The organism is Terrabacter sp. 2RAF25, from assembly GCF_052115265.1.
Classification (GTDB): Bacteria; Actinomycetota; Actinomycetes; order Actinomycetales; family Dermatophilaceae; genus Terrabacter.
Map to the genome: position 1 here is coordinate 43,624 of NZ_JBFRGJ010000006.1, position 23,875 is coordinate 67,498.

Below are 23,875 nucleotides of genomic sequence, written 5' to 3' on the forward strand. Positions count from 1 at the left end.
TAGACGACCTGTTCACGCGACGCGGGAGGCCGTCCGGACGAGGGACCGGGAGGCCAGCACCGACGCAAGCACCACGGCCCCGGCGATGGCCGAGGTCACGACGAACCGCAACACCAGTCCGCTGTCGAGCCTGCTCTGGAAGGGCAGCATGAGGACCACGACGAAGCCTGCGGAGAGCGCGATCGTCACGGCCAGTGGGAGCGCCACCTCGAGCGCCCGGGCCCGGTGCAGCGACCGCTCGCCGGTGCCGGCGAGGGCGAGGGCGCGGTACTGCTCGCGCTGGTCGAGCACTCGCGCGGCCTGCACCACGCCCGTCGACGTCGCCCCGACGATGGTGATGATGACCAGCGTGACGAGGGCTCCGGTGCCGAGGTCGGCCGCGAGATAGCGCTCGAGCGGCGACCCCGGCTCGTCGATCTGCGCCAGGCTCGTGAAGCCGACGACGACGACGGCCAGGCCCAGCGCGCCCACCGCGCGCCAGGTGCTCTTGGGGTCGTCGGCGATCCGACGAGCCGCAAGCAGGGTCGCCGCCGTCGGGGCGACGCGGGCCGCGAGCCGGCCGGCCACCATGACGACCCATGGTCCGACCGCGTTGACCGCGAGGATCATCGCGCCGAGCACGAGCACGATGGTCATCCGCTGCGGCTCCTTCATCGGGGTGATGACGAGGACCCAGGCAGCGCCGGCTGCCAGGGCGACGAGGACGCGCAGCAGGCTGAGCCGCTTCGGGCTCGTCCGGGCCGCGACGCCGAGCGGGCTGATCGCGACCCGCGCCAGGCTCGACGCGCCCGACACGACCGCCACGACGACGACGGCCGCGACGACGGCGAGCGTCTGCCACAGCGGCAGCACGAGCTCGCGCAGCTCGAACACGCGGCCCTGGAAGCTGAGCCGGGCCACGAGGGGGAGCACGGCGAGGTAGAGCACGACGCCCGTCAGCGCACCGACGACGGCCTGGGCCGCCGCCTCGGCCAGCGTCATGACGGTGACCTGTCCCGACGTCGCACCGGCGAGCCGGAGCGCGGCCAGGCGCTGGTCGCGCCGGGCGATCGCGAGACGTGCGGCCACGCCACCGAGGGTGAGGATCGGGATGACCATGCACGTCGTCGCGATCCACGCGAGCGTGACGTAGAGGTTGCCGAGTGCCGCCTCGTCGCTGAGGTGTCCCTCGAGGCCGCCCGGCGGCAGGGGGTTGCGCGCCTCGAAGGCCTGGAGTCCGGCGACGCAGACGAGCAGGGCAGCCGTCGCCACCGCGAACGAGACGACCGCGAGGATCCCGGGAACCCGGTTCTCGGCCGCGTCCGCCCGACGCAGCCGCCACCACAGCGTGCCAGCGGCCTTCATCGAGCCACCTCCGACGCCATACCGTCGGTGCGGTCGACGTTGTGCCCGACGCTCTGTCCGACACTCTGCCCGACGCCGTGGTCGACGATCCTGCCGTCACGTACGTGCACGATGCCCCGGCACCAGGCGGCGACGTTCTCGTCGTGCGTCACGACGACCAGCGAGGCCCCGGTGTGGGCCGTCAGCTCGGTCAGGTGGCGCATGACCTCGGCGCTCGTCGCCTGGTCGAGCGCGCCGGTCGGCTCGTCGGCGAAGACCACACCGGGCCGCGCGACGAGCGCCCTGGCGATCGCGACGCGCTGGGCCTGGCCGCCCGACAGCTCACCCGGTCGGCGCTTCTCGAAGCCGGACAGCCCGAGCGGCGCGAACAGGGCTGCAGCCCGGGCCGTTGCCTGGGAACGGGAGGTTCCGTCCAGCATGAGCGGGAGGGCGACGTTCTCGATCGCGGGGAGCTCGGGCAGGAGCATGCCCTGCTGGAAGACGAAGCCGAAGTCCTTGCGGCGCAGTACCGTTCGCTCGCGGTCCGACATCCGCGCGATGTCGCGGCCACGCCAGAGCACCTGGCCGCCGGTCGGCCTGAGGATGCCGGCCAGCACGTGCAGCAGCGTCGTCTTGCCCGAGCCGGACGGGCCCATCACGGCAAGGCTCTCGCCTGAGCGGAGGGTGAGGTCCACCCCGCCGAGGGCCGGTGGGCCGGCCGGAGCGCCCCTGCCGGCCTTGCCGTAGGTCATGACGAGGTCGCGCGCCACGAGTCCGGTGGTGGATCCGGTGGCGGGTCCTCCGACGGGGTCGCCCGCGAGGTCGTTGTCGGGGTCGCCCGCGAGGTCGCTGTCGAGGTCGCTGGCGAGGTCGCTGTCGAGTGATGGGCTGGGTGAGTTGCGGGGTGAGGTGTCGCTCATGGGGACCACCTTCGCGGCGCACGCCCCCGTGCCACATCGGACCGGGGTCGGCTCCGCCGGCGCGCGAGTACGACCCCGGTATGACACCCGGCCAGACGGCATACGCCCTCGGGGTCGTCGATCGTGTCTCCGGATCGTGTCTCGGGCACGACGAAGGGGTCGGGGACCGTGGTCCCCGACCCCTTCGGCCGGTCAGTCCTGCTGAATCGTGCTCTGTGCGGTCAGCGGTCGGTGCCGGTCAATCCGGAGTCCGGGTAGACCTGGTCGTCGGGCACCGTCGACGGGCCTGCCGTCACGTTGACACCGAGTGCCTCGTCGAGAGCAGCACCCTCGGGAAGCTCCGGCAGGTCGTCGGCCGGCCGGTGCGCGTCGGGGTGGGCCATGTCGGAGAAGGTGAACTTCTCCTCCTTGCCCTCGCCCTCCGTGTCGATCTTGATGTACTGACCCGACGTGAACTCGGCGAAGAGGATCTTCTCCGAGAGGGCGTCCTCGATCTCGCGCTGGATGGTGCGGCGCAGTGGGCGCGCACCGAGCACGGGGTCGTAGCCCTTCTTGGCGAGCAGGTCCTTGGCCGCGGGCGTGAGCTCGATGCCCATGTCCTTGTCCTTGAGCCGCTTGTCGAGCTTGGCGATCTCGAGGTCGACGATCTGCGTGATCTCCGCCTTGTTGAGGTGCGGGAACACGATGGTGTCGTCGACGCGGTTGAGGAACTCGGGCCGAAAGTGCTGCTTGAGCTCGTCGGTGACCTTGGCCTTCATCCGCTCGTAGTCGGTGCGGCTGTCGGGCCCGGACGAGAAGCCCATGTTGGCCTTGGAGATGTCCCTCGTGCCGAGGTTGGTCGTCATGATGATGACGGTGTTCTTGAAGTCGACCATCCGACCCTGCGAGTCGGTGAGGCGGCCGTCCTCGAGCACCTGCAGCAGCGAGTTGAAGATCTCCGGGTGGGCCTTCTCGACCTCGTCGAAGAGCACGACGGAGAACGGCTTGCGGCGCACCTTCTCGGTGAGCTGGCCGCCCTCCTCGTAACCCACGTAGCCGGGAGGCGAACCGAACAGGCGGCTCACCGTGTGCTTCTCGGAGTACTCGGACATGTCGAGCTGGATCAGCGCGTCCTCGCTGCCGAAGAGGAACTCGGCGAGCGTCTTGGCGAGCTCGGTCTTACCGACACCGGTGGGGCCGGCGAAGATGAACGAGCCACCGGGGCGGCGCGGGTCCTTGAGGCCGGCACGGGTGCGGCGGATCGCCTGGGACAGCGCCTTGACGGCGTCGTCCATGCCGACGATGCGCTTGTGCAGCTCGTCCTCCATGTGGAGCAGCCGGCTCGACTCCTCCTCGGTCAGCTTGAACACCGGGATGCCGGTGCTGGCAGCCAGGACCTCGGCGATGAGCTCCTCGTCGACCTCGGCCACGACGTCCATGTCGCCCGACTTCCACTGGGCCTCACGGGCGGCCTTCTCCTGACGGAGGCGCTTCTCGTCGTCGCGGACGCGGGCCGCACGCTCGAAGTCCTGGCCGTCGATGGCCGACTCCTTCTCGCGCACGAGCGCAGCGATCTTCTCGTCGAACTCGCGGAGGTCCGGCGGAGCGGTCATGCGGCGGATGCGCAGTCGCGCGCCGGCCTCGTCGATGAGGTCGATGGCCTTGTCGGGCAGGAAGCGGTCGTTGACGTAGCGGTCGGCCATGTTGGCCGCCGCGACGAGCGCCCCGTCGGTGATCGTCACGCGGTGGTGCGCCTCGTAGCGGTCGCGCAGGCCCTTGAGGATCTCGATGGCGTGCGGCAGCGTCGGCTCCTGCACCTGGATCGGCTGGAAGCGCCGCTCGAGGGCCGAGTCCTTCTCGATGTGCTTGCGGTACTCGTCGAGCGTCGTCGCACCGATTGTCTGCAGCTCGCCACGGGCGAGCATCGGCTTGAGGATCGACGCGGCGTCGATGGCGCCCTCGGCGGCACCCGCACCGACGAGCGTGTGGATCTCGTCGATGAAGATGATGATGTCGCCGCGGGTGCGGATCTCCTTGAGGACCTTCTTGAGCCGCTCCTCGAAGTCACCGCGGTAGCGGCTGCCGGCCACGAGCGAGCCGAGGTCGAGGGTGTAGAGCTGCTTGTCCTTGAGCGTCTCGGGCACCTCGCCCTTGACGATGTCCTGGGCCAGGCCCTCGACGACGGCGGTCTTGCCGACGCCGGGCTCGCCGATGAGGACGGGGTTGTTCTTCGTGCGGCGGGACAGCACCTGCATGACCCGCTCGATCTCCTTCTCACGCCCGATGACCGGGTCGAGCTTGCCCTCGCGGGCAGCCTGCGTGAGGTTGCGACCGAACTGGTCGAGCACGAGGGAGCCCGCGGGCGTGCCCTCGGTCTGGCCCTGGCCGACACCGGCGCCGGCCTTCTCGCCGCTCTGGCCACCCTGGTAGCCGGAGAGCAGCTGGATGACCTGCTGACGCACCTTGTTGAGCTCGGCGCCGAGCTTGACGAGCACCTGGGCGGCAACGCCCTCGCCCTCGCGGATGAGGCCGAGCAGGATGTGCTCGGTGCCGATGTAGCTGTGGCCGAGCTGGAGTGCCTCGCGCAGCGAGTACTCGAGAACCTTCTTCGCGCGAGGCGTGAAGGGGATGTGGCCGGTCGGGGCCTGCTGCCCCTGGCCGATGATCTCCTGGACCTGGGCCCGGACCGCTTCGAGCGAGATGTCGAGCGACTCGAGGGCCTTCGCGGCGACGCCTTCGCCTTCGTGGATCAGACCCAGGAGGATGTGCTCGGTCCCGATGTAGTTGTGGTTGAGCAGGCGTGCTTCCTCCTGCGCGAGGACAACCACCCTCCGGGCCCTGTCGGTGAACCGTTCGAACATGTTCTTCTCCTGACTGATCGAGAGACATCTCGATGCTATCCGTGCCCGCTGTGGACGAGCACAACCCGACCAACGCGAGCCGTGCTCGTCCTGTTCCCATCCTGAGCGTGATCGGCTCAGGTTCCGCCTCTGTTCGCCGTGGGCGGACAGAACGGGTGCGCGCCCTACTCAGGAAGACGGCATACGGCCCGCCCCCGTTCGGATCGAGGTGGACGTACCCGCCCATCCCGACGACGTATGCCGCCTGCCCCCTCACGCCGACACCGCCAGGTCGCCGGGGCGGCCGGGGAAGTGTCGGCGCCACTCGTCGCGAAGGCGGGGGACCGGCATACCTGCTCGGCGCATCGCCTTCGTGATCCTGGCCAGCGTGTTGGCCGGCGTCGAGTAGAGGTCGCGCGACACGATCACGAGGCGGCGGATGCGCTCGTCGTCGAGCACCTCGTCGCGGCCGATGTCGGAGAGCCACTGCTGGTCGGACTCGGCGTGCTGACGACCGTCGTACTCGATGATGAGCGGGAACGGCAGGTAGGACAGGTCGTAGCGTCGGAGCAGTGCGCCGTCGTGATCGTGGACCCGGTGGTCGATCTCGGGCTCGGGAAGTCCGGCGAGCACGATCAGCAGGCGTAGCCGCGTCTCCATCGCGGAGTCGACTCCCGCGCGGACAAGGGAAGCGGCGCGGCGGGCCAGGTGCGAATAGGGCCCGGACTTGGCGCTCGCCCTCGAGACAAGCTCGGCCGAGGTCGTGCGCTTGTGGCGGACGAGCGAGTCGCCGAGCACCACGAGGTCGACGAGCGTCAGGCAGTGCGCCATGTCGAGGAAGGTCTGGGCCGGCGATGTGATGCGCAACCCACCCCAGGTCATCACCTGCTGCCCGACCTTGCGACGATGACCGACCAGTCCCGCACCCTTGACGCGGATCCGCGGCGAGGTGACGTGCACGTTCGGATCAGCGGGCACGATCCCGCCGAGAAGGCGAGCAGCGGTCTGGTGCGACACGTAGCTCCCCGGCTCGGCGACCAACAGACCGGCCTCTGCGAGCGTGGCCACGGTTACCGACGCCTGCCTCGAGACGTGGACCCCGTGAAAGAGCGTGCGGTAGCCGCGGCGGAGCTGCCCGTCGGACAGGTGCCGAGCAGCGGAGCGGAGGAAGGGCTTGCCGTCGTCCGGTGTCATGGGCAGACGATCCAGCACTCCGGGTCGCGCGCGCTCCCGTCCTCCACAGCCCGACGGTTTGGGGCCGTGGCGCTGGTTCTGGCGGGGCTGGGGGGCCGGGGGCGACGGTTTGGGGGCCGTGGCGCGGGAAGGTGCGCGGTTGGGGGCCTGCCCGCGACGGTTTGGGGGCCGTGGCGCCGGATGGAGTTTGGTCAGGGGCGGGTGGTGGTCGCGAACCGTTCGTGCAGGGCCTTGACCTCGGCCTCGAGCTCGGGGGCCGGGCCATCGACGACTGCGTCGGGAACGACGTCACGGATGGACAGCGCCGCGACGGGTGACGGGGACGCCCGCCACGCAGACCGCCACGTGCCCAGCTGCGATGAGCTGACGGCATACACGATGCGGCCGAGGCCGACCCACGCGTGTGCCGCGGAGCACATCGGGCAGTGCTCTCCCGAGGTGTAGACGGTGCAGGCCGCGCGCTGCTCGGGCGTCAGGTGCGCGCCGGCCCACCGGGCGATGGCGAACTCCGGGTGCTGGGTCGCCTCGAGCGCGACGACGTGGTTGTGGTCCTCGAAGAGCACCTCGCCCTCGCCCGAGACGAGCACCGAGCCGAACGGTTCGTCGCCGCGCTCGAGGGCGAGGCGCGCGAGCGAGACCGCGCGCCGCAGGTGCTCGAGGTCCACGTCGCTGACGGTCATGCGACCCGTCCCGTCACGAGCGCGAAGGTCACGAACGCCCCACCGTCGGCCTCGAGCATCGACTGCACGGGCGAAGTCACCTGGCCCTTGAGCTCCATGACGGCACGCTCCCACAGCAGCCAGTTCGCGCAGGCGTCCTCCTGCGCGCGGGCCATCACCGAGGTGAACGCCCGGCTGAACTCCCACTGGCTGCGCAACCACTCGGGCGTGTGCCAGGCAGCGGTCTCGGCGCCGACGACCCGGTCGATGTGCTCCGGGATCTCGCCGAGCTCGCGCACCTCGCTCGTCAGGGCCGGGGTCGCGACGCCGAGCTGCCCACCGGGCCTCAGGAACGTCGCGAGGTAGGGCGGGTAATGGTCGCCCGTGCCGAAGTACTCCCACGCGTCGATGCTGACGATCGCGTCGAACGAGCCTCTCCCGAACGGAAGCGCGTGGGCATCGACGCGCATCGGCAGCACCCGGTCGTCGACGCCTTCTTTGCGGAAGACCGCTCCGGCCTCGGTCGGGTCGACCCAGAGGTCGGCCGCGACGACCTGCACGCCGTACTCCTTCGCGAGGAAGACCGACGTCGCCCCCAGACCCGACCCGAGGTCGAGCACGCGCATGTCGGGTCGCAGGTCGAGGTCGGCCGCGAGGTCCTCGAGCAGCCACAGCGGGTGGGGACCCATGTCGAGGTCGACGAGCCACTTCGCGTCGTACTTCGACGACCGTGGGAAGGCGTCGCGGGTCAGGTGGTCGAGGGCGGGCATGTGCCGATCCTGCGTGACGAGAACGTATGCCGTCGAGCCTGTTTCACGAGTCGGCCCCCTCCGGTGAGGGCTACGTCAGTCGACGCGCGTGAGGACGTCGGGAGTGAGTGAGGCGACGGAGGTGTGCCCCGACAGGGCGACCTGCAGGTCGAGCTCGGCGCGCAGGTTGCGCAGCACCTGCGACACCCCGTCGGCTCCGGCGAGCGCGAGACCGTAGACGTGCGGCCGTCCGATGCCAACGGCCGTCGCGCCGAGGGCCAGCGCAATCAAAGCGTCTGCGCCGCAACGGATCCCGCTGTCGAAGACCACCGGCATCGGTGACCCGGCGCCCCGCAGCGCAGCGACGACGCCGGGCAAGGCGTCGAGCGCGGCCACCGACCGGTCGACCTGCCGCCCACCGTGGTTGGAGACGTAGACGCCGTCGACACCGGCATCGACGGCCCGTCTGGCGTCGTCCGGGTGCAGGATCCCCTTGAGCACGATCGGCATCGAGGTCATCGACCGGAGCCGAGGCAGGTCGTCCCACGTCAGCGAGGGCCGGCTGAACACGTCGAGGAACGTCTCGACGGCGGCGCGCGGCTCGGGTGCGGTGAGGTTGTGCCGGGTGTCGCCGGGATGGTTGCGCGACATGGACAGCAGGGTCGCGACCGCGGCCGGCGTGGGCCGAGGGCGCGGCTGGGGCGTCGCGGCCGCCACCCGATCGGCCACGAGGCGCCTGAAGACGGGGTCCGACGTGTACTGAGCGATGCCCTCGCCGCGCGCGAACGGCAGGTGGCCGAGGTCGAGGTCGCGCGGCCGCCAGCCGAGGTATGCCGTGTCGAGCGTGACGACGAGGGCCTCACTCCCGCAGGCCTCTGCACGCGACACGAGGCTCTCGACGAGGTCGTCGTCGCTGCTCCAGTAGAGCTGGAACCAGTGACCCGAGCCCCCGAGCGTCCGGGCGATGTCCTCCATCGGGACCGACGCCTGCGTGCTGATGACCTGGGTGATGCCCTGTTCGCGTGCGCCGCGTGCGACGGCGAGGTCGGCCTCGTCGTGCGCCATCGAGAGCACTCCGACCGGGGCGACGAGGAACGGGCTCGCGTGGCGTCGGCCGAAGAGCTCGACCCCGAGGTCACGCTCCGTCGTGTCGACGAGCATGCGCGGCACCACCCTCCACCGGTCGAAGGCTCGGGCGTTGGCCGAGGCGCTCGCCTCAGAGCCAGCGGATCCTGCAACGTAGGCAAACCCCCTGCGCGACATGACTTTTCGCGCTGCTGACTCGAGCTGGGTGCCGTCGGTCGGGACCTCCGGTCGGTGACCGAACGCACCGGCCCGGTAGATGGCGGACTGCACGGTCCGGCCGAAGCCCTCCGACGGCATACCTGCTCCTCGCGTCTCGGTCGGGTGCGTCGTCGCGCCCGGCCTCGCCCATCCTGCTACGTGGCGCCCTCGGCGGGGCCTGTCACCACGTGACCGAGATCGACTCTCGCCACCAGCGCTCGAGGTCGTCCACCGGTTCGGCGGCGCCCCGGCTCCAGAGCCGCAGGTAGAGGTCCACGGGGTCGCCCGTCCACACGTGGTCGGCGCCGGACGCGTCGGGGGAGCCCGGTCGCACCCTGCGGGTCCGGAGCGGTCGACCGGTCGCGAGGTCCACGAGCCAGGCCACGTCGCAGCCGTCGGGTGCCACGAGCAGGCGGGTCGACTCGGTGGATCCGCCGGGTGAGGCGCCCTTGCGACTGCGGGTGACGAAACCCACGAGTAGCTCGTCGATGCCGTCGACGGCGACCTCGGGGACGATCCACGTCTCCTCGGCTCGCGGCGGTCGCCGCAGCCGGGCGCCGAGCGCGTCGACTGCGTGGACGGTCGTCTCGTGGCACTGTCGCCGGGTCCAGAAGAGCCGCGCGGCAGGAGCCTCCTCGAGGAACACGAACGCCTCGAGGTCGTCGGGTGCGTCGACGATCGCCTGCAGCAGGCCGGTCGCCCCCTCGTCGAACCACCCCAGCACGTCGGGCGACTCGCGGCCCTCGACCTCGAGCGGTTCGGGCGGGTCGACCGGCGCACCGCGCAGCTGGCTGGCCGCCCAGCGGTGCACCATGCCCTGGTGGGCGACGAGGTCGAGCACGGTCCAGCCCGGGCAGGTGGGGACGGGTGCGTCGAGGCCGGCGGCCATGGCGTTGGCGCGCAGCACCGTCGACGCGGCCCCGAGCGCATCGCCCAAGGCGTCGAGGGACAGGCCGAGAGGACCGGGCGTCCGCAGGGCGTCGTCGTCGAGGGTCACCATCACAGCCCCTGGACGTCGCGGGCGAGACGGGCGAGGGCGGTCGACCCCTTCTCGTTGGCGGCCTTGCCGTCGGGGGAGGAGAAGGTGAGCCGCACGCCGACGTTGCCGACCTGCACGACACCGACGTAGTCGTGCACGGTGCCGGCGGCGGAGGTCCGCGTGAGGTCGACCCGGCCCAGCGGCATACCTTCTGCGACGTCGCGTCGCTCGTTGTCGACCGTCGTCGTGATGCCCTTGTGGGGCTTCGGCGCCCGGCACGAGGCGGCGGCGTCGAGCACGGGCTCGACGGCTCGGGCCGCGGAGGCGAGGTCGGGGTAGGTGATCGCGGCGACGTCCGCGCGGGTGGCCGCCGGGCCCTGCCAGGACCGGGCGTACGCGTCCGGTCCCGTCACCTTGGTCAGGCGCGCGGCGTCGGGGCAGGCAGCGAGGTCCGCCGGTCCCTCCGCGGTCGAGCGGGTCAGCCCGGCCACGTCGTAGCCGTCGAGGTGTGCCGCCACGGCCCCGGTCGCGTGCACGCGAGGGGGCGTCAGGCTCGACGGCGGTGCAAGCGGCTCGTCCGACGCGGCCGACGCCGCGCGCGTGGTGGCGACGCCCGTCGTGGACGGGACGGCCACGGGCATCGTGGCCGCCGGGTCCGAGCACGCGGCCAGGCAGGGCAGGAGCGTCAGGGGCGTCACGGCGACGAGGAGGTTCCGGGTGGTCGGTCGACGCATGGCAGCGAGTCTGCCGCATGGCGATCCCGTCCCGGCGGAGCAGGCGGGCAGGCGGACAGTTGGGCAGGCGGGCAGGCGGGCAGGTGGGCAGGTGGGCAGGCGGGCAGTGGGCACTGGGCAGGTGGGCACTGGGCAGGTGGGCACTGGGCAGGTGGGCGCGGGGCCGACCGGCAGGCGACCCGTCCCCACGGCGGTAGATTTGGCGGGCGGGCGGCCACCGCCGTCCGCCGCAGTCCCACACCAGGGGCCGGCACCCCGGTCCCGACATCCGACACCACCCGAGCACCACCCGGAGGCCCCCGTGGACGCCAGCGACCTGCTGCGCAACTCGCTCCTGCAGCTGTCCAAGCAGGAGAAGATCCGAGACGTCATCGAGAAGGCGCCCGTGTCGCGCTCGGTCGTCAAGCGCTTCGTGCCCGGCGCCGAGCGCGCCGACGTCGTCGGCGCGGCGGCCGAGATCGCGGCCTCCGGACGGCTGTCGACGATCGACTACCTCGGCGAGGACACCACCGACATCGCCCAGGCCCGGCACACCCGAGACGCCTACCTCTCGCTGCTGACGGCGCTGCGCGACCAGGGCCTCACCGGCGCCGGCACGGTGGAGGTGTCCCTCAAGCTCAGCGCCCTCGGCCAGGCGCTGCCCGGTGACGGCAACGCCATCGCGCTCGCCCACGCCCGGGAGATCTGCGAGCTCGCCAAGCAGGCCGGCACCACGGTGACGCTCGACATGGAGGACCACACGACGACCGACCTCACGCTCGACGCGCTTCGCGAGCTGCGTGCGGACTTCCCGACCGTGGGCGCCGTCCTGCAGGCCTACCTCTACCGCACCGAGGCCGACTGCCGTGACCTCGCGCACGCGGGCTCACGCGTGCGCCTCTGCAAGGGCGCCTACAAGGAGCCCGAGTCCGTCGCCTTCCAGGCCGGCGGCGAGGTCGACAAGTCCTACGTGCGCTGCCTGAAGATCCTCATGCAGGGCGAGGGCTACCCGATGGTGGCGTCTCACGACCCTCGTCTCATCGAGATCGCCGGGGCGCTCGCGGGACAGGCCGGCCGCGACCCGAAGTCGTTCGAGTACCAGATGCTCTACGGCATCCGGCCCGAGGAGCAGAAGCGCATCGCCGACCGCGGCGACCAGATGCGCGTCTACATCCCCTACGGCCAGGAGTGGTACGGCTACCTCATGCGACGCATGGCCGAGAAGCCGGCCAACGTCATGTTCTTCCTGCGCGGCGTCGCGACCAAGGGCTGAGGCGGGCGACGATGACAACGACGGCCATCTTCGGCGCGGGAGTCATGGGCGAGACGCTGGTCTCTGGCCTGATCCGGTCAGGGCGCACGCCGGGTGACCTCGTCGTCACCGGCCGCACTCCCGACAAGGTCAACGCGCTCGCCGAGCGCCATGGCGTACGCGTCCTGCCGAACGCCGAGGCCGCTGACGTCGCCGACACGCTGGTGCTCTGCGTCAAGCCCCAGGACATGGCGGCCCTGCTCGACGAGATCCACGACCACGTGGCCCCCGGCAACGCCGTCATCTCCCTCGCGGCCGGCATCACGACCGAGTTCCTCGAGTCGAGGCTGCCGGAAGGCACGTCGGTCATCCGTGTCATGCCCAACACCCCGGCGCTCGTCGACCAGGGGATGGCCGGCATCTCGCCCGGCCGCCACTGCACCGACGACCACCTCGCCGAGGCCGAGTCGCTGCTCAGCTCGTGCGGCCGGGTGGTGCGCCTCGCCGAGAAGCACCTCGACGCCGTCACCGCGATCTCCGGCTCGGGCCCGGCGTACATCTTCTACGTGGTCGAGGCGATGATCGAGGCCGGAGTGGTGCTCGGGCTGCCGCGGGCGACCTCCACCGAGCTCGTCGTGCAGACGCTCTACGGCGCGGCGACGATGCTGCGCGAGACGCACGAGCACCCGACGGTGCTGCGCGAGCAGGTCAGCTCGCCGGGTGGCACCACCGTGGCCGCCCTGCGCCAGCTCGACGACCACAAGGTGCGCGCCGCCTTCGTGACCGCCATCGAGGCTGCGGCGGCCCGGTCGAAGCAGCTGGCGTCCGGTCAGGCCTGACCGCAGGGCGTCGCGGTCCGCGTCCGACTGCCAGGGTCAGGGGCGGCGTTCTCAAGTCGACGGCGTCGCCGCGCTGACCGCGCCCCAGACGACCTGCTGGTCGGGGATGACGACGCGGTGGCGGCGGTGCTGCGACGTCGTGTACGTGTAGGTGTAGCGGCCGGTGCTCGAGGCATAGGCGTACTTGAGCGGTCGCCACGGCTGCCCGGGGGCGGCGTACTCGATGGTGCCGCGGACCCCTGTCCACGGCCCGAACGCGTGCGTGGAGGTCCAGTAGTGATAGGCCCGAGCGGTGACCGTGACCTTGGTGCCCCGGCGGGTGGCCGAGGTGTGGGCGACCGAGCCGAGGCGGACGTCCATGCTCGTCGTGTTGAGTGAGGCCGTCGTCAGGGGCGCGTGCGCACTGAGCGGGCGCCACGTCCACACTCCGAGGCGGTCGGGGTCGGAGAGCGTCGCGAACGTGCACACGAACGGGTCGGGGCCGGCGGCCGCGGCCGTCTCCGGTGCGACCGCAAAGGCCGCAAGCACGACGGGCACGGCCGCCGTGGCGAGCGCTGCCCGAAGGCGGCGGTCCGAGCGCCGCGGGCGTCGTTGGCGCGGTGCCGACGTGAGGTCGCCACGGCGACGGTTCATGATCGGGATGCTGCGCGCGCGGATGTGCCTGCGGGGGCTTTGAGGGTTGCCGGTCGGTGAGCGGTCGGCACAGGTGACGCCGGGCCGTGGGGCGGGCACAGTGGAGGCGTGCCCGCACGCGACGCAGAGCTCCCCGAGACCCCGGCCACCACCGGCGCCCATCAGCAGGACCGCACCGCCGGCGCACCGCGAATGCACCTGCACGCAGTCACGCCCGACGACTGGGAGTCGCATCGCGACGTGCGGCTCGCGATGCTCCAGGACGCGCCCGACGCCTTCTGGTTCACCTACGCCGACGAGGCCGTCTACGACGAGGCCGACTGGCGCGAGCGCATCGAGGGGGCCTGGCTCGTGCAGGCGCGTGACGCCGACGGCATCCTCGGCAGCGCTGGCCTGGGGTCCCACTGGGAACCCGAGCGGGCAACCACCGCAACGCTGTTCGGCATGTACGTGGCTCCACGAGCGCGCGGGAGAGGTGTGGGCGAGGCGCTGGTCCGTGCGGTGCTCGACGAGGCACGGCGGCTCGGCAAGTCCGAGGTGGTCCTCGAGGTGACCAGCTCCAACGGCGAAGCCGAGGCCCTCTACGCCCGTTGCGGGTTCGAGCGAACCGGTGCCCTTCACGACCACCCGCGTCGCCCAGACCTGACCGAGATCGAGATGGTCCACAGGTTCTGAGCGCCACTGTCGGCCAGTCCGGTTCGTCGTCCCTCCCCGAGGGGCACCGAACGTTCACCGACCCGCTGGTGCGTTCGCGTGGTGGGTCGTGCGAAGGTGGACCACATGACCGACATCACCGTGCGTCCCCTCGGCGAGGACGACTGGGAGGACTACCGCTCCGTCCGGCTCTCCGCCCTGCGTGAGTCGCCCGAGGCGTTCGTGGCCACGGCCGACGAGGAGGAGTCCTACGACGAGGCCTTCTGGCGCGAGCGCATGCAGCGGTCGGCCCGCCTCGTCGCGGAGCGCGAGGGCAGCGCCGTCGGCGTCGTCAGTGTCGGCACCGCCAAGGCGGACGACGGTTCGGCGGGAGAGCTCTTCGGCCTCTGGGTGCGACCCGAGGCGCGAGGTCTGGGCGTCGCCACCCGCCTCGTCAAGCAGGGTGCGGCGCTGGCCGCCAAGCGCGGCAACTCACACCTCGTCTACTGGGTCGGCACCGACAACGGGCGGGCGGTCGCCTTCGCGAGCGGGATGGGCTTCCGGCCGACCGACTACCGCCGCCCGATGGGCGTCGTCAGCGAGGAGGACGGCGACGAGGAGGTCGCGATGGTGCTCCCCCTCGGCAACGATCCCGGCCCACAGCCTCACCTCTGACCGCGCGCAAGTCGCGCCCGGGGGCGTCCACTACGGAACGGCTTGTCTCCCAAGCGTCGCGGCCGTTCCTGGACCAGGTGTCGTCGCTCACGGCCGGGCGGCGAACCGTTCGATGAGCTCGGTCGGGCCACTCACGATGAGCATGTGGTGCGCCGAGATCTTCGTCTGCGGCACGGCATACGTGAAGTCCTCGCCGGGAGCCTTGACGCCCACGATCGTGACCCCGTACTTCCGCCGCACCTGGCTCTGCTCGAGGGTGAACCCGATGGTCTCGCTCGGCGGCTTGAGCTTGACGATGGCGAAGCCGTCGTCGAACTCGATGTAGTCGAGCATCTTGCCGTTGACGAGGTGGGCGACCCGCCGACCCGAGTCTGCTTCGGGGGAGATGACGTGGTGCACGCCGATGCGGTCGAGGATGCGCTTGTGCTCGGGCGACATCGCCTTGGCCCAGATCGAGGGCACGCCGGCGTCGACGAGGTTGGCCGCGGCGAGCACCGACGACTCGATCGACGACCCGATGCCGACGATGGCGATCTTGGGCTCGGCGTCGCGGATCATGTCGAGCCCCGTCGCGTGCGAGAGGTCGGCGTGGACGACCTTCGCCACCTTGTTGACGTAGCTCTCGGCGATCGCGTTGTCGCGCTCGACCGCGATGACCCGGTGACCGAGCCGGGTCAGCTCGAGCGCCACGGCCGAGCCGAAGCGTCCCAGCCCGATGACGATCACGTCGTCGTCGAAGAGCCGGTTGCGGGCCATGGGTCGTACCTCCGTCGTCCGGGTCGCGTTTCCGCGATAGCGTCTCAATCATGCCAACTCAGGCCAGGGTCGTCTGGGACTCCTCCTTCACGAAGTACAACTTCGGCCCCACGCACCCGATGGCACCGGTGCGTCTCGACCTCACGGCACGCCTCTGCCAGGCCCTCGGGGTCTTCGACGCCGACGGCGTCGAGGTGGCCGGGGCGGAGGTCGCGTCCGACGAGCTGCTGGCGACGATCCACGACCCCGACTACCTCGCCGCGGTCAAGGCTGCCTCGGCCGACCCTCGGTCGGCCGACGAGGCGTACGGACTCGGCACCGACGACGACCCCGCCTTCGAAGGCATGCACGAGGCGAGCTCGCGGGTGGTCCAGGGCACCGTCGACAGCTGCCGGGCCGTCTGGGAGGGCGAGGCCGCCCACGCCGTGAACTTCACCGGCGGGCTGCACCACGCGATGCGCGGCGCGGCCAGCGGCTTCTGCGTCTACAACGACATCGCCGTCGGAATCCAGTGGCTGCTCGACCACGGAGCCGAGCGAGTCGCGTACGTCGACGTCGACGTCCACCACGGCGACGGCGTCGAGCGGATCTTCTGGGACGACCCACGGGTGCTCACCATCTCCGTCCACGAGACCGGCCGCGCGCTCTTCCCGGGCACCGGGTGGCCGGGAGACGTCGGCGGCAAGGACGCAGAAGGCAGCGCGGTCAACGTCGCCCTGCCCCCCGGACTGTCGGATGCCGGGTGGCTGCGGGCCCTGCACGCCGTGGCCGTCCCCGTCGTCAGAGCCTTCAAGCCCGACGTGCTCGTCACGCAGCACGGCTGCGACACGCACACCGAGGACCCCCTCGCCCACTTCGCCGTCACGGTCGACGCCCAGCGCGCCGCCGCCGACGCGATGCACCGGCTCGCCCACGAGGTCTGCGACGGCCGCTGGGTGGCGCTCGGTGGTGGCGGCTACGAGGTCGTCGGCGTCGTGCCCCGCACCTGGACGCACCTGACCGCCATCGCCGCCCACGCCCCGATCAAGACGGCCACCGAGGTCCCCGAGGACTGGCGCTCGCACGTCGAGCAGGTCTTCGGCCGTCCGGGCCCGCGGCGCATGGGCGACCTGACCGCGGAGGACGGGCCACTATGGTGGCGTTCCTGGGAGATGGGCTACGACCCCGCCAGCGAGGTCGACCGCGCCGTCATGGCCACGCGCACGGCCGTCTTCCCGCTCCACGGCCTGGACGTCCACTTCGACTGAGTCTTTGGCGCCTCGCTTCGCTGCGGCGCGTGCCTTGGCGCCCAGTTGTCGTCGCCTTCCTCCGCTTCGCTCGCTCGTTCCTCGCTCGCTGCGCTGCGTCCAGGCGACGCCGGCGCCGCGGCCTGTTTGTTGGCGCCTCGCTTCGCTCCGGCGCGTGCCGCGGCGCCCTGCAGGCGTCGCCTTCCTCCGCTCCGCTCCGTCCAGGCGACGCCGGCGCCGCGGCCTGCTGCCTCGGAAATTGGACGGAGTGTTCCTTCGATTGCGGGTAGGGTTGCCGGCACGGCGACGACGGGCCTGACGATCCTGAGCCGAGCACGACCAGAGGCTGTCCGCGATCCGCGGCGGCGAAGGTGTGGTGGCACAGCGACATTCCCCATCGCCCACACCTCCGGGGCACCAACCCTCTGGAGGTGAACGGAATGCAACCAACCCAACCCACAACCCTTGCTCCGCGCGTGCTCGCGCGGGACCTCGGCTCCGTCGAGCCCGGCGAACGCGCCACCCTCGCCGGCTGGGTCCATCGGCGTCGAGTGCTCGCGAGCGTCACGTTCCTCGTGCTGCGCGACCGCACCGGCCTGGCGCAGATCGTCGTCAAGGACGAGGCGACCATCGCACAGCTGGCAGGTCTGCCCGAGGAGACCGTCGTCGAGGTGACCGGAACGATGTCGGCCAACTCTGCCGCGCCCGGAGGCGCCGAGCTCGTCGAGCCGACCGTCACGCCGCTCACCGAGCCGGCAGCGGCCCCACCGGTCGAGCTGTGGCGCCCGACGTTCGGGGCGGGGCTCCCGACCCACCTCGACCACGCCGCCGTCACGCTGCGTCACCCGAGACACCGCGCGGCCTGGCAGATCGCCAGTGCGTCGATGCGCGGATTCCGTTCTGCGCTGGGCTTGCTCGAGTTCACCGAGATCGCGACGCCGAAGCTCGTCGGCACCGCGACCGAGTCCGGTGCCAACGTCTTCACGGTCGACTACTTCGGTCGCACGGCCTACCTCGCGCAGAGCCCGCAGCTCTACAAGCAGATGCTCGTCGGGGTCTTCGAGCGCGTCTTCGAGGTCGGCCCGGTCTTCCGGGCAGAACCGCACGACACGGTGCGCCACCTCGCGCAGTACACCTCGCTCGACGCCGAGCTCGGCTTCATCCGCGACCACCGCGACGTGCTGGCCGTCCTGCGCACCGCTGTCGCCGGCATGGTCGAGGGCATCACCACGTATGCCGGCGGCGCCGCTGCGCTCCTCGGCATCGAGCTGCCCCGGGTGCCGGACGAGTTCCCCGTCATCCACTTCAGCGACGCGCTCGCCAGGGTGGGAGCCGACCCCGACGAGCCGGACCTCAGCCCTGCGCACGAACGCGCGCTGGGGGAGTGGGCGCGGACGGCATACGGCTCGGACTTCCTTGCGGTCGAGGGCTACCCGATGGCCAAGCGGCCGTTCTACACGCACCCGCAGCCGGGCGACGAGCGGTGGAGCAACAGCTTCGACCTGCTCTTCCGAGGTCTCGAGCTGACCACCGGCGGGCAGCGCCTGCACCGTCCGTCCGACTATGCCGCGGCGATGGCGCGCACCGGCACCGACCCGTCGGTCCTGTCCGGCTACCTCGACGCCTTCGCGCACGGCATGCCTCCACATGGCGGCTTCGCGATCGGTCTGGAAAGGTGGGTGGCGCGCCTGACAGGCGCCGAGAACGTGCGCGAGGTGACGCTCTTCCCGCGGGACCTGCATCGGCTGGAGCCGTGACGAAGCGGGTGCACGGTCGGTGGCTTGCGCCCGACAGGGCGGACGCGGAGATCGATGAGCCGGGAGATCCACAGGGATCCCACCGGCGTGTCGAGTTGCGTCGGGCCGATTCGTTACACCGTTCGCTTCCCCTCCAGTCACATCTGCCCCTAGTGTTGCTTCTTGCACCTGCGTGAAGTTTCGTCGGAGGGGAAGCCGTCGACGCGTGGGTGCGACCCACCTGAAGATCGGGGTAACACATGTCGAATGAGCGTCAGCTCGCCGAGGTGCGGTTTCTGACCGTCGCCGAGGTCGCCTCGATCATGCGCGTGTCGAAGATGACGGTCTACCGACTCGTCCACGGCGGAGACCTTCCGGCCGTACGCGTCGGCCGCTCCTTCCGGGTTCCGGAGGACGCGGTTCACAAGTACCTCCAGACCTCCTACATCGACACCGCGTGAGCACGGCGTGACACCCGCGTCACCACGCACCCGAAGGGGCGGCCCCGACCACCAGGTCAAGCCGCCCCTTCGGCGTTCCCGCAGGTGGGCAGGCGGGGAACGGGCACTCCTTTTGGGCCAGAGGCCCGCACACGCTAGGCTGTGGAGCCTGTTCGGCTCGTGAAGTTCGACCTCGCCTCTTCGAGGTGTGTCGACGCAGGTCGGCATCAGCTCATTCGGAGACAAGTCGCACGACAAGGACAAACATGGGTTCTGTCATCAAGAAGCGCCGCAAGCGGATGGCGAAGAAGAAGCACCGCAAGCTGCTGCGCAAGACGCGTCACCAGCGTCGCAACAAGAAGTGACCTGAGCTTCTCAGGTTTTCGGCGGATCGCCCCGCACGCTCTCGACCCTCACCGACGGTGGGGGTCGTTCGCGTCTCCCGCGACGGTGTCCGGCGCGTCCTGCTCAGGACACGTGGGCCTCGCCACATCAGCGCTCCCAGCGGCCACGCCGACCACGTATGCCGTAGCGCCTCGATAGGCTGCACGTGCGGGGGGAGCGAGCCCCCTCCGCCGGGTTCAGCACACGTCCGCCGCGACCGACGACAGGAGGAGCCGATGGCCAAGGTCGTCCTCGTGACGGGGGTGTCCCGCTACCTCGGCGGCCTCTACGCGCGCCGCCTCTCCGCCGACCCGTCGATCGAGCGGATCCTCGGGGTCGACGTCGTGCCCCCGAAGCACTCGATCGGGCGGGCCGAGTTCGTGCGTGCCGACATCCGCAACCCGATGATCGGGCGCATCATGGCGCAGGCCTCCGTCGACACGGTCGTGCACATGAACGTCATCGCGACCCCCAAGGACACCGGCGGGCGGGTGACGCAGAAGGAGATCAACGTCATCGGCACGATGCAGCTGCTCGCTGCCTGCCAGAAGTCGGAGTCCGTGCAGCGCCTCGTCGTGAAGTCGTCGGCGGCCGTCTACGGCTCCTCGCCGCGCGACCCCGCGATGTTCAGCGAGGACATGAACCCCAAGACCCTGCCGCGCACCGGGTTCGGCAAGGACTCCGTCGAGGTCGAGGGCTACGTGCGGGGCTTCTCGCGCCGCCGGCCCGACGTCGAGATCACGATGCTGCGATTCGCCAACGTCGTGGGTCCCAGCATCCACACCGCGATCACCGACTACTTCTCGCTGCCCGTCGTGCCCGTGCCGCTCGGGTTCGATGCCCGGTTCCAGTTCATCCACGAGGACGACGCCACCGCGGCGATGATCCTGGCCACCACCGGACCCGCCGTGGGGATCGTCAACGTGGCCGGCGACGGCTTCCTCACCGTCACGCAGTGCACGGCCATCGCCCGCCGCCCGATCCTGCCCCTCCCGCTCGCTGCCGCGGGCCTCATCGGCAACATGGTCAAGCGAAGCGGTCTCGCCGACTTCTCCTCCGACCAGCTGACCTTCCTCGCGTTCGGGCGTGGCCTCGACACCCATCGGATGCGCTCGGTGTTCGGCTTCGAACCGCACTACTCCACCCGTTCGGCCTTCGAGGACTATGCGAGCCATCTGCGTCCGGCCGTGCCCGGTGTCGAAGGTGTCGGTGACGTCGTCAGCGATGCCGCCGGTGGCACGGCGGCAGCCATCTCCCGAGTCTTCGACAGGATCCAGCCGTGACGACAGAGCCGACCGACCCGACTGCGCCGAGCGGGCAGAGCGCGCCGACCGTGCGCAGCCGGAAGGCTGCCGCGAAGGCCACGCCGGCCGAGATCGCCACGAAGCCCACCGCGGCGAAGAAGGCCGCTGCGAAGAGGGCGTCGGCCACGAAGGCGACGGCCACAAAGGCGACGGCCACAAAGGCGACGGGCACGAAGGCCACCGGCAAGACGGCCGCCGGAGCGAAGGGCGCAGCCAAGAAGGCGGCTCCGCCATCGCGCGCGACGTCCACGCCGGCGCGCGCGGGCGGGGCGTTCGCGGCAGGCGCCGCACGGGCCTCGGGCGAACGGCGACGTCGCACCGGCACACCGCTGCTGCCGGCCCAGCCGGTCGAGGTGAGCGACGCGAGGCGACGCTCGGTCGGCGCGGCCGGCCCCACACCCCCAGACGGGGTGGTGGAGGTGACCGACACGCCGGTGACGGTCGACGTGCCGACCGGACAGGCCGATGACGTCGAGCTGGCCACCATGGAGCCGAGCGCCACGCCAGCAGGTGATGACTCCACCACCCGGGACGCGGCCGCTCAAGCCACCGCCACCGACGCCACCGCCACAGACGCCCCCGCCGCCGACGCCACCGACGCCAGCGCCACCGCCACAGACCAGACGGCGGCCTCTACCGATGACACCGCGAGGCCCGCTGAGCCGACCGCCCCAGCCGGGTCGACCGAACCGACCGAGCCGACCACTCCGCGCTCGCGGCCGAGCCGGGCCTCGATGCGTTCGACCCGTCCATCCGCGAACGGTGAGCCGAAGCGCCTGCGCGCCGTGCCACCCGTACACGAGCCCGCCCCCAGCCACCCCCAGCCGGACGCCCAGGGCACCCGACGGCATACGCGTTCGGGCGACGAGGGCTGGGACCACGCGCTGACCTCCGGCCTGCAGTCGCGCGCCGAGAAGCTCGTCGGCGCCGTGCTCGAGGGGGCCGAGTTCACCTCCGAGTCCCGGCCGGGGCCTGCCGAGCTGGTGGAGCTCGCGGTGAACGTCCTGCGTGCCGCGGCGACGTCGGCCGGGGTCCCGGCAGAGGATGTCGAGCGCCAGGTGGCCGAGACCCTCTCCTACGTTCGGCGCCGCTTGTCGGGCGACTACGTCGTCGACGAGTTCGGCTTCGACGAGGACTACACGATCAACGTCCACCTGCCCCTGCTGCGCCCGCTGTACAAGAAGTGGTTCAGGGTCGAGGTGCGCGGCATCGAGAACATCCCCGACGAGGGCGGTGCGCTCGTGGTCGGCAACCACTCCGGCACCGTCGCCATGGACTCGCTCATGACGCAGGTCGCCGTCTACGACGAGCACCCGAAGAAGCGTCACCTGCGCATGCTCGGGGCCGACCTCGTCTTCCAGATGCCCTTCATCGGCACCATGGCGCGCCGCTCCGGCACGACCCTCGCGGCCAACACCGACGCCGAGCGCCTGCTCGCGGGCGGCTCGCTCGTCGGCGTCTGGCCGGAGGGTTTCAAGGGCGTCGGCAAACCGTTCAGCGAGCGCTACAAGCTGCAGCGCTTCGGCCGCGGTGGTTTCGTCTCGGCGGCCCTGCGTGCGGGCGTGCCGATCGTCCCGGTCTCGATCGTCGGCGCCGAGGAGATCTACCCCATCCTCGGCAACATGCCGGCGGTGGCCAGGCTGCTCGGCCTGCCGTACGCCCCGATCACCCCGACGTTCCCGCTGCTCGGCCCGCTCGGCATGGTGCCGCTGCCGAGCAAGTGGCTCATCGAGTTCGGCCCGCCGATCCAGACCACCACGTTCGGGCCCGAGGCCGCCGACGACCCGATGCTCGTCTTCGACCTCACCGACCAGGTGCGCGAGACGATCCAGCAGACGCTCTACAGCCTGCTCATGCAGCGCAAGTCCGTCTTCCTCTGACGGCGCCGACATCGCGGCAGGCCGGCTCGCGTATGCCGCCGCGCCCGGTCCGTTTGGGCGGCCATCGGTCGCGCGCGGGCTCCGGGCAGCAGGGTCAGGGCAGCAGGGTCAGGGCAGCAGGGTCAGGGCAGCAGGGTCAGGGCAGCAGCGTCAGGGCAGCAGCCGAGTCGGGAGCGTCGTCGCGGGAAGCCGCGGCAGGGCAGGCGGCGTGACGACGAGCGTCGGCACCGGGATCGTCGCGCCGGGCAGCGTGACGCCGCCGCCGCCGACCCGCACCGTGGTGCTCGAGACACCCACGTGAGGCAGGCTCACCGTCGCGCCGGGAAGGGTCACGCCGCCCCCGCCGACGCCCACCGTCGTGCTGTTGAGGCCGGCGCCGGGAAGGTTGATCGTGCCGCCCGGCAGCGTGACGCGGCCGGTGACGCTCACGCCGCCGCGCGGAAGAGGCACCGTGGGCAGCGTCGCCGACGGCAGGCCGCCGCCCGGGAGCGTGGCGGACGGCAGCTGAGGCCGGGGCAGGGAGGCCGAAGGCCGCGGTGCGGTGGCCGGCGGGCGGGAGTTCGCACCCGCCGTCGGCCGGATCGAGGTGATCCCGCTGAGCAGCTGCTTGGCCTGGTCGGCGCGCTCGCCGCAGGCGGTGCACGACGCGAGGTCGCGCAGTGTGGCCACCTGACCTGCACCGAGCAGGTCGCGCAGACGCTGCCAGGCCGGCAGCGAGTCCGTCGGCACGCGCGGCCGCATCGCGTCGACCTGGGGGATCGCCCGCGTGTAGAAGTCGGACAGCTCGGTCAACGCGTCGGTGCGACCCTCGGTCCGGTAGGCCTCGACGAGGATCGTCTGGGCGCGGCGGGTGGCATCGGACGCCGCGTCGTAGGCGGTGTCGAGGTCGTGCGTAGAGGGCCCGCCGCGGTCGATCAGGTTGCGTGCGTCGCCGATGTGCTCCTGCGCCTGGGCCAGGTAGGTCAGCCCTTGGTCGTAGCGCGAGCCGGCCAGCTGGACGGCCGCGCGGTCGAGGAGCTGCTTGACGCCGTAGAGGGCGTCGCCGGGCACCGCGGACCTCGAGGCGAACCCGAGGGCCCCGCCGAGAACCAGGATGGCCGCGGCCGCAGCAGCGAGCAACTTCAGCGGGCGTGCGGCGACTCGCAGCACCGAGACGGTGCCGCCGACGCCGACACCGACACCGGCATCGGTGTCGGGGGCGCCGGTCGCAGCGTCGGTGGGGGCGTCGACGTCGGCAGGGACCGGCACGAGCGGGACCACCGTCGTGGCGTCGTCGGCGAGGAGCCTGGCCCGCAGGTCGGAGACGAACTCGGCCCGAGGGGCGAGCCCCGCCTGGTCGACCGACTGGACGGCGTGGAGCACGGCGACGAGCTCGAGGATGCCGGGGTCGGTGACCCGCTCGCCGTCGAGAGCGCGCTGCAGCAGCTCGCCGTCGGCGTTGGCGCCGAGGTCCATGGTCCCCTCCTTCGGTCTCGGG

The 23,875-nt window shown here is 71.4% G+C and carries 22 protein-coding genes; 10 read left to right on the plus strand and 12 right to left on the minus strand.

From position 1 onward, the window contains the following. Window positions 1-12: 12 nt before the first annotated feature. The 9 genes from AB4091_RS15305 to AB4091_RS15345 all read right to left on the minus strand — a co-directional run bounded on the left by AB4091_RS15305 (window position 13) and on the right by AB4091_RS15345 (window position 10,661). Window positions 13-1,344: an FtsX-like permease family protein gene (locus tag AB4091_RS15305; RefSeq protein WP_442292615.1), complete on the minus strand. Its 1,332-nt coding sequence runs from the start codon at window positions 1,342-1,344 to the stop codon at window positions 13-15. After that, entirely contained in the window at window positions 1,341-2,243 is a 903-nt protein-coding gene (locus AB4091_RS15310) for an ABC transporter ATP-binding protein (RefSeq protein ID WP_442292616.1), read from the minus strand. The genes AB4091_RS15305 and AB4091_RS15310 overlap by 4 nt, the downstream gene beginning before the upstream one ends. A gap of 221 nt (window positions 2,244-2,464) precedes the next feature. Continuing rightward, the gene (locus AB4091_RS15315) at window positions 2,465-5,083 is read right to left on the minus strand and encodes an ATP-dependent Clp protease ATP-binding subunit (protein WP_442292617.1); all 2,619 of its coding nucleotides are present in this window, start codon (window positions 5,081-5,083) and stop codon (window positions 2,465-2,467) included. A 252-nt stretch (window positions 5,084-5,335) separates the two neighbouring features. Next, the gene (locus AB4091_RS15320; protein ID WP_442292618.1) at window positions 5,336-6,256 is read right to left on the minus strand and encodes a hypothetical protein; all 921 of its coding nucleotides are present in this window, start codon (window positions 6,254-6,256) and stop codon (window positions 5,336-5,338) included. A 191-nt stretch (window positions 6,257-6,447) separates the two neighbouring features. Continuing rightward, window positions 6,448-6,936: a nucleoside deaminase gene (locus AB4091_RS15325; RefSeq protein ID WP_442292619.1), complete on the minus strand. Its 489-nt coding sequence runs from the start codon at window positions 6,934-6,936 to the stop codon at window positions 6,448-6,450. After that, a complete protein-coding gene (locus tag AB4091_RS15330; protein WP_442292620.1) occupies window positions 6,933-7,685 on the minus strand; it encodes an SAM-dependent methyltransferase in 753 nt (250 codons plus the stop codon). The genes AB4091_RS15325 and AB4091_RS15330 overlap by 4 nt, the downstream gene beginning before the upstream one ends. Window positions 7,686-7,760: 75 nt before the next feature. Continuing rightward, window positions 7,761-9,047 (minus strand): alpha-hydroxy-acid oxidizing protein, encoded by a 1,287-nt coding sequence (locus AB4091_RS15335; protein ID WP_442292621.1) that lies wholly within the window; start codon window positions 9,045-9,047, stop codon window positions 7,761-7,763. Between the two features lie 82 nt (window positions 9,048-9,129). Next, complete coding sequence (locus AB4091_RS15340) at window positions 9,130-9,948, minus strand: maleylpyruvate isomerase N-terminal domain-containing protein (protein WP_442292622.1); 819 nt, start codon at window positions 9,946-9,948, stop codon at window positions 9,130-9,132. Further along, a complete protein-coding gene (locus AB4091_RS15345) occupies window positions 9,948-10,661 on the minus strand; it encodes a hypothetical protein (protein ID WP_442292623.1) in 714 nt (237 codons plus the stop codon). Before AB4091_RS15345 ends, AB4091_RS15340 begins: the two co-directional genes overlap by 1 nt. Before the next feature lie 301 nt (window positions 10,662-10,962). Between AB4091_RS15345 and AB4091_RS15350 the strand changes: the two genes are divergently transcribed. Beyond that, entirely contained in the window at window positions 10,963-11,913 is a 951-nt protein-coding gene (locus AB4091_RS15350) for a proline dehydrogenase family protein (RefSeq protein WP_442292624.1), read from the plus strand. A gap of 11 nt (window positions 11,914-11,924) precedes the next feature. Then, window positions 11,925-12,731, plus strand: coding sequence for a pyrroline-5-carboxylate reductase (proC, locus tag AB4091_RS15355; RefSeq protein ID WP_442292625.1), 807 nt, complete (start codon window positions 11,925-11,927; stop codon window positions 12,729-12,731). A gap of 51 nt (window positions 12,732-12,782) precedes the next feature. Here proC and AB4091_RS15360 read toward each other — a convergent pair whose 3' ends face one another. After that, on the minus strand, window positions 12,783-13,364 hold the full coding sequence (locus AB4091_RS15360; protein ID WP_442292626.1) for a hypothetical protein: 582 nt from the start codon (window positions 13,362-13,364) through the stop codon (window positions 12,783-12,785). A 108-nt stretch (window positions 13,365-13,472) separates the two neighbouring features. Here AB4091_RS15360 and AB4091_RS15365 point away from each other — a divergent pair, with 108 nt between their 5' ends. Both AB4091_RS15365 and AB4091_RS15370 read left to right on the plus strand, forming a co-directional pair. Further along, window positions 13,473-14,039: a GNAT family N-acetyltransferase gene (locus tag AB4091_RS15365; protein ID WP_442292627.1), complete on the plus strand. Its 567-nt coding sequence runs from the start codon at window positions 13,473-13,475 to the stop codon at window positions 14,037-14,039. Between the two features lie 105 nt (window positions 14,040-14,144). Beyond that, a complete protein-coding gene (locus tag AB4091_RS15370) occupies window positions 14,145-14,672 on the plus strand; it encodes a GNAT family N-acetyltransferase (RefSeq protein ID WP_442292628.1) in 528 nt (175 codons plus the stop codon). Between the two features lie 87 nt (window positions 14,673-14,759). Here AB4091_RS15370 and AB4091_RS15375 read toward each other — a convergent pair whose 3' ends face one another. Next, window positions 14,760-15,428 (minus strand): potassium channel family protein, encoded by a 669-nt coding sequence (locus AB4091_RS15375; RefSeq protein ID WP_442292629.1) that lies wholly within the window; start codon window positions 15,426-15,428, stop codon window positions 14,760-14,762. A gap of 50 nt (window positions 15,429-15,478) precedes the next feature. On the opposite strand from AB4091_RS15375, the gene AB4091_RS15380 reads away from it, so the two are divergent. The 6 genes from AB4091_RS15380 to AB4091_RS15405 all read left to right on the plus strand — a co-directional run bounded on the left by AB4091_RS15380 (window position 15,479) and on the right by AB4091_RS15405 (window position 22,398). After that, complete coding sequence (locus tag AB4091_RS15380; protein WP_442292630.1) at window positions 15,479-16,675, plus strand: acetoin utilization protein AcuC; 1,197 nt, start codon at window positions 15,479-15,481, stop codon at window positions 16,673-16,675. A 455-nt stretch (window positions 16,676-17,130) separates the two neighbouring features. Beyond that, window positions 17,131-18,411, plus strand: a complete 1,281-nt coding sequence (aspS, locus tag AB4091_RS15385) for an aspartate--tRNA(Asn) ligase (RefSeq protein ID WP_442292631.1) — start codon at window positions 17,131-17,133, stop codon at window positions 18,409-18,411. Between the two features lie 239 nt (window positions 18,412-18,650). Continuing rightward, the gene (locus tag AB4091_RS15390) at window positions 18,651-18,851 is read left to right on the plus strand and encodes a helix-turn-helix domain-containing protein (RefSeq protein WP_020145054.1); all 201 of its coding nucleotides are present in this window, start codon (window positions 18,651-18,653) and stop codon (window positions 18,849-18,851) included. 245 nt (window positions 18,852-19,096) lie between these two features. Continuing rightward, complete coding sequence (locus AB4091_RS15395) at window positions 19,097-19,195, plus strand: 30S ribosomal protein bS22 (RefSeq protein ID WP_003792170.1); 99 nt, start codon at window positions 19,097-19,099, stop codon at window positions 19,193-19,195. Between the two features lie 255 nt (window positions 19,196-19,450). Further along, window positions 19,451-20,497: an NAD-dependent epimerase/dehydratase family protein gene (locus tag AB4091_RS15400; protein ID WP_442292632.1), complete on the plus strand. Its 1,047-nt coding sequence runs from the start codon at window positions 19,451-19,453 to the stop codon at window positions 20,495-20,497. Next, complete coding sequence (locus tag AB4091_RS15405) at window positions 20,494-22,398, plus strand: 1-acyl-sn-glycerol-3-phosphate acyltransferase (protein ID WP_442292633.1); 1,905 nt, start codon at window positions 20,494-20,496, stop codon at window positions 22,396-22,398. Before AB4091_RS15400 ends, AB4091_RS15405 begins: the two co-directional genes overlap by 4 nt. A gap of 150 nt (window positions 22,399-22,548) precedes the next feature. On the opposite strand, the gene AB4091_RS15410 is transcribed toward AB4091_RS15405, so the two are convergent. After that, window positions 22,549-23,853, minus strand: coding sequence for a hypothetical protein (locus tag AB4091_RS15410; RefSeq protein ID WP_442292634.1), 1,305 nt, complete (start codon window positions 23,851-23,853; stop codon window positions 22,549-22,551). Window positions 23,854-23,875 lie beyond the last annotated feature (22 nt).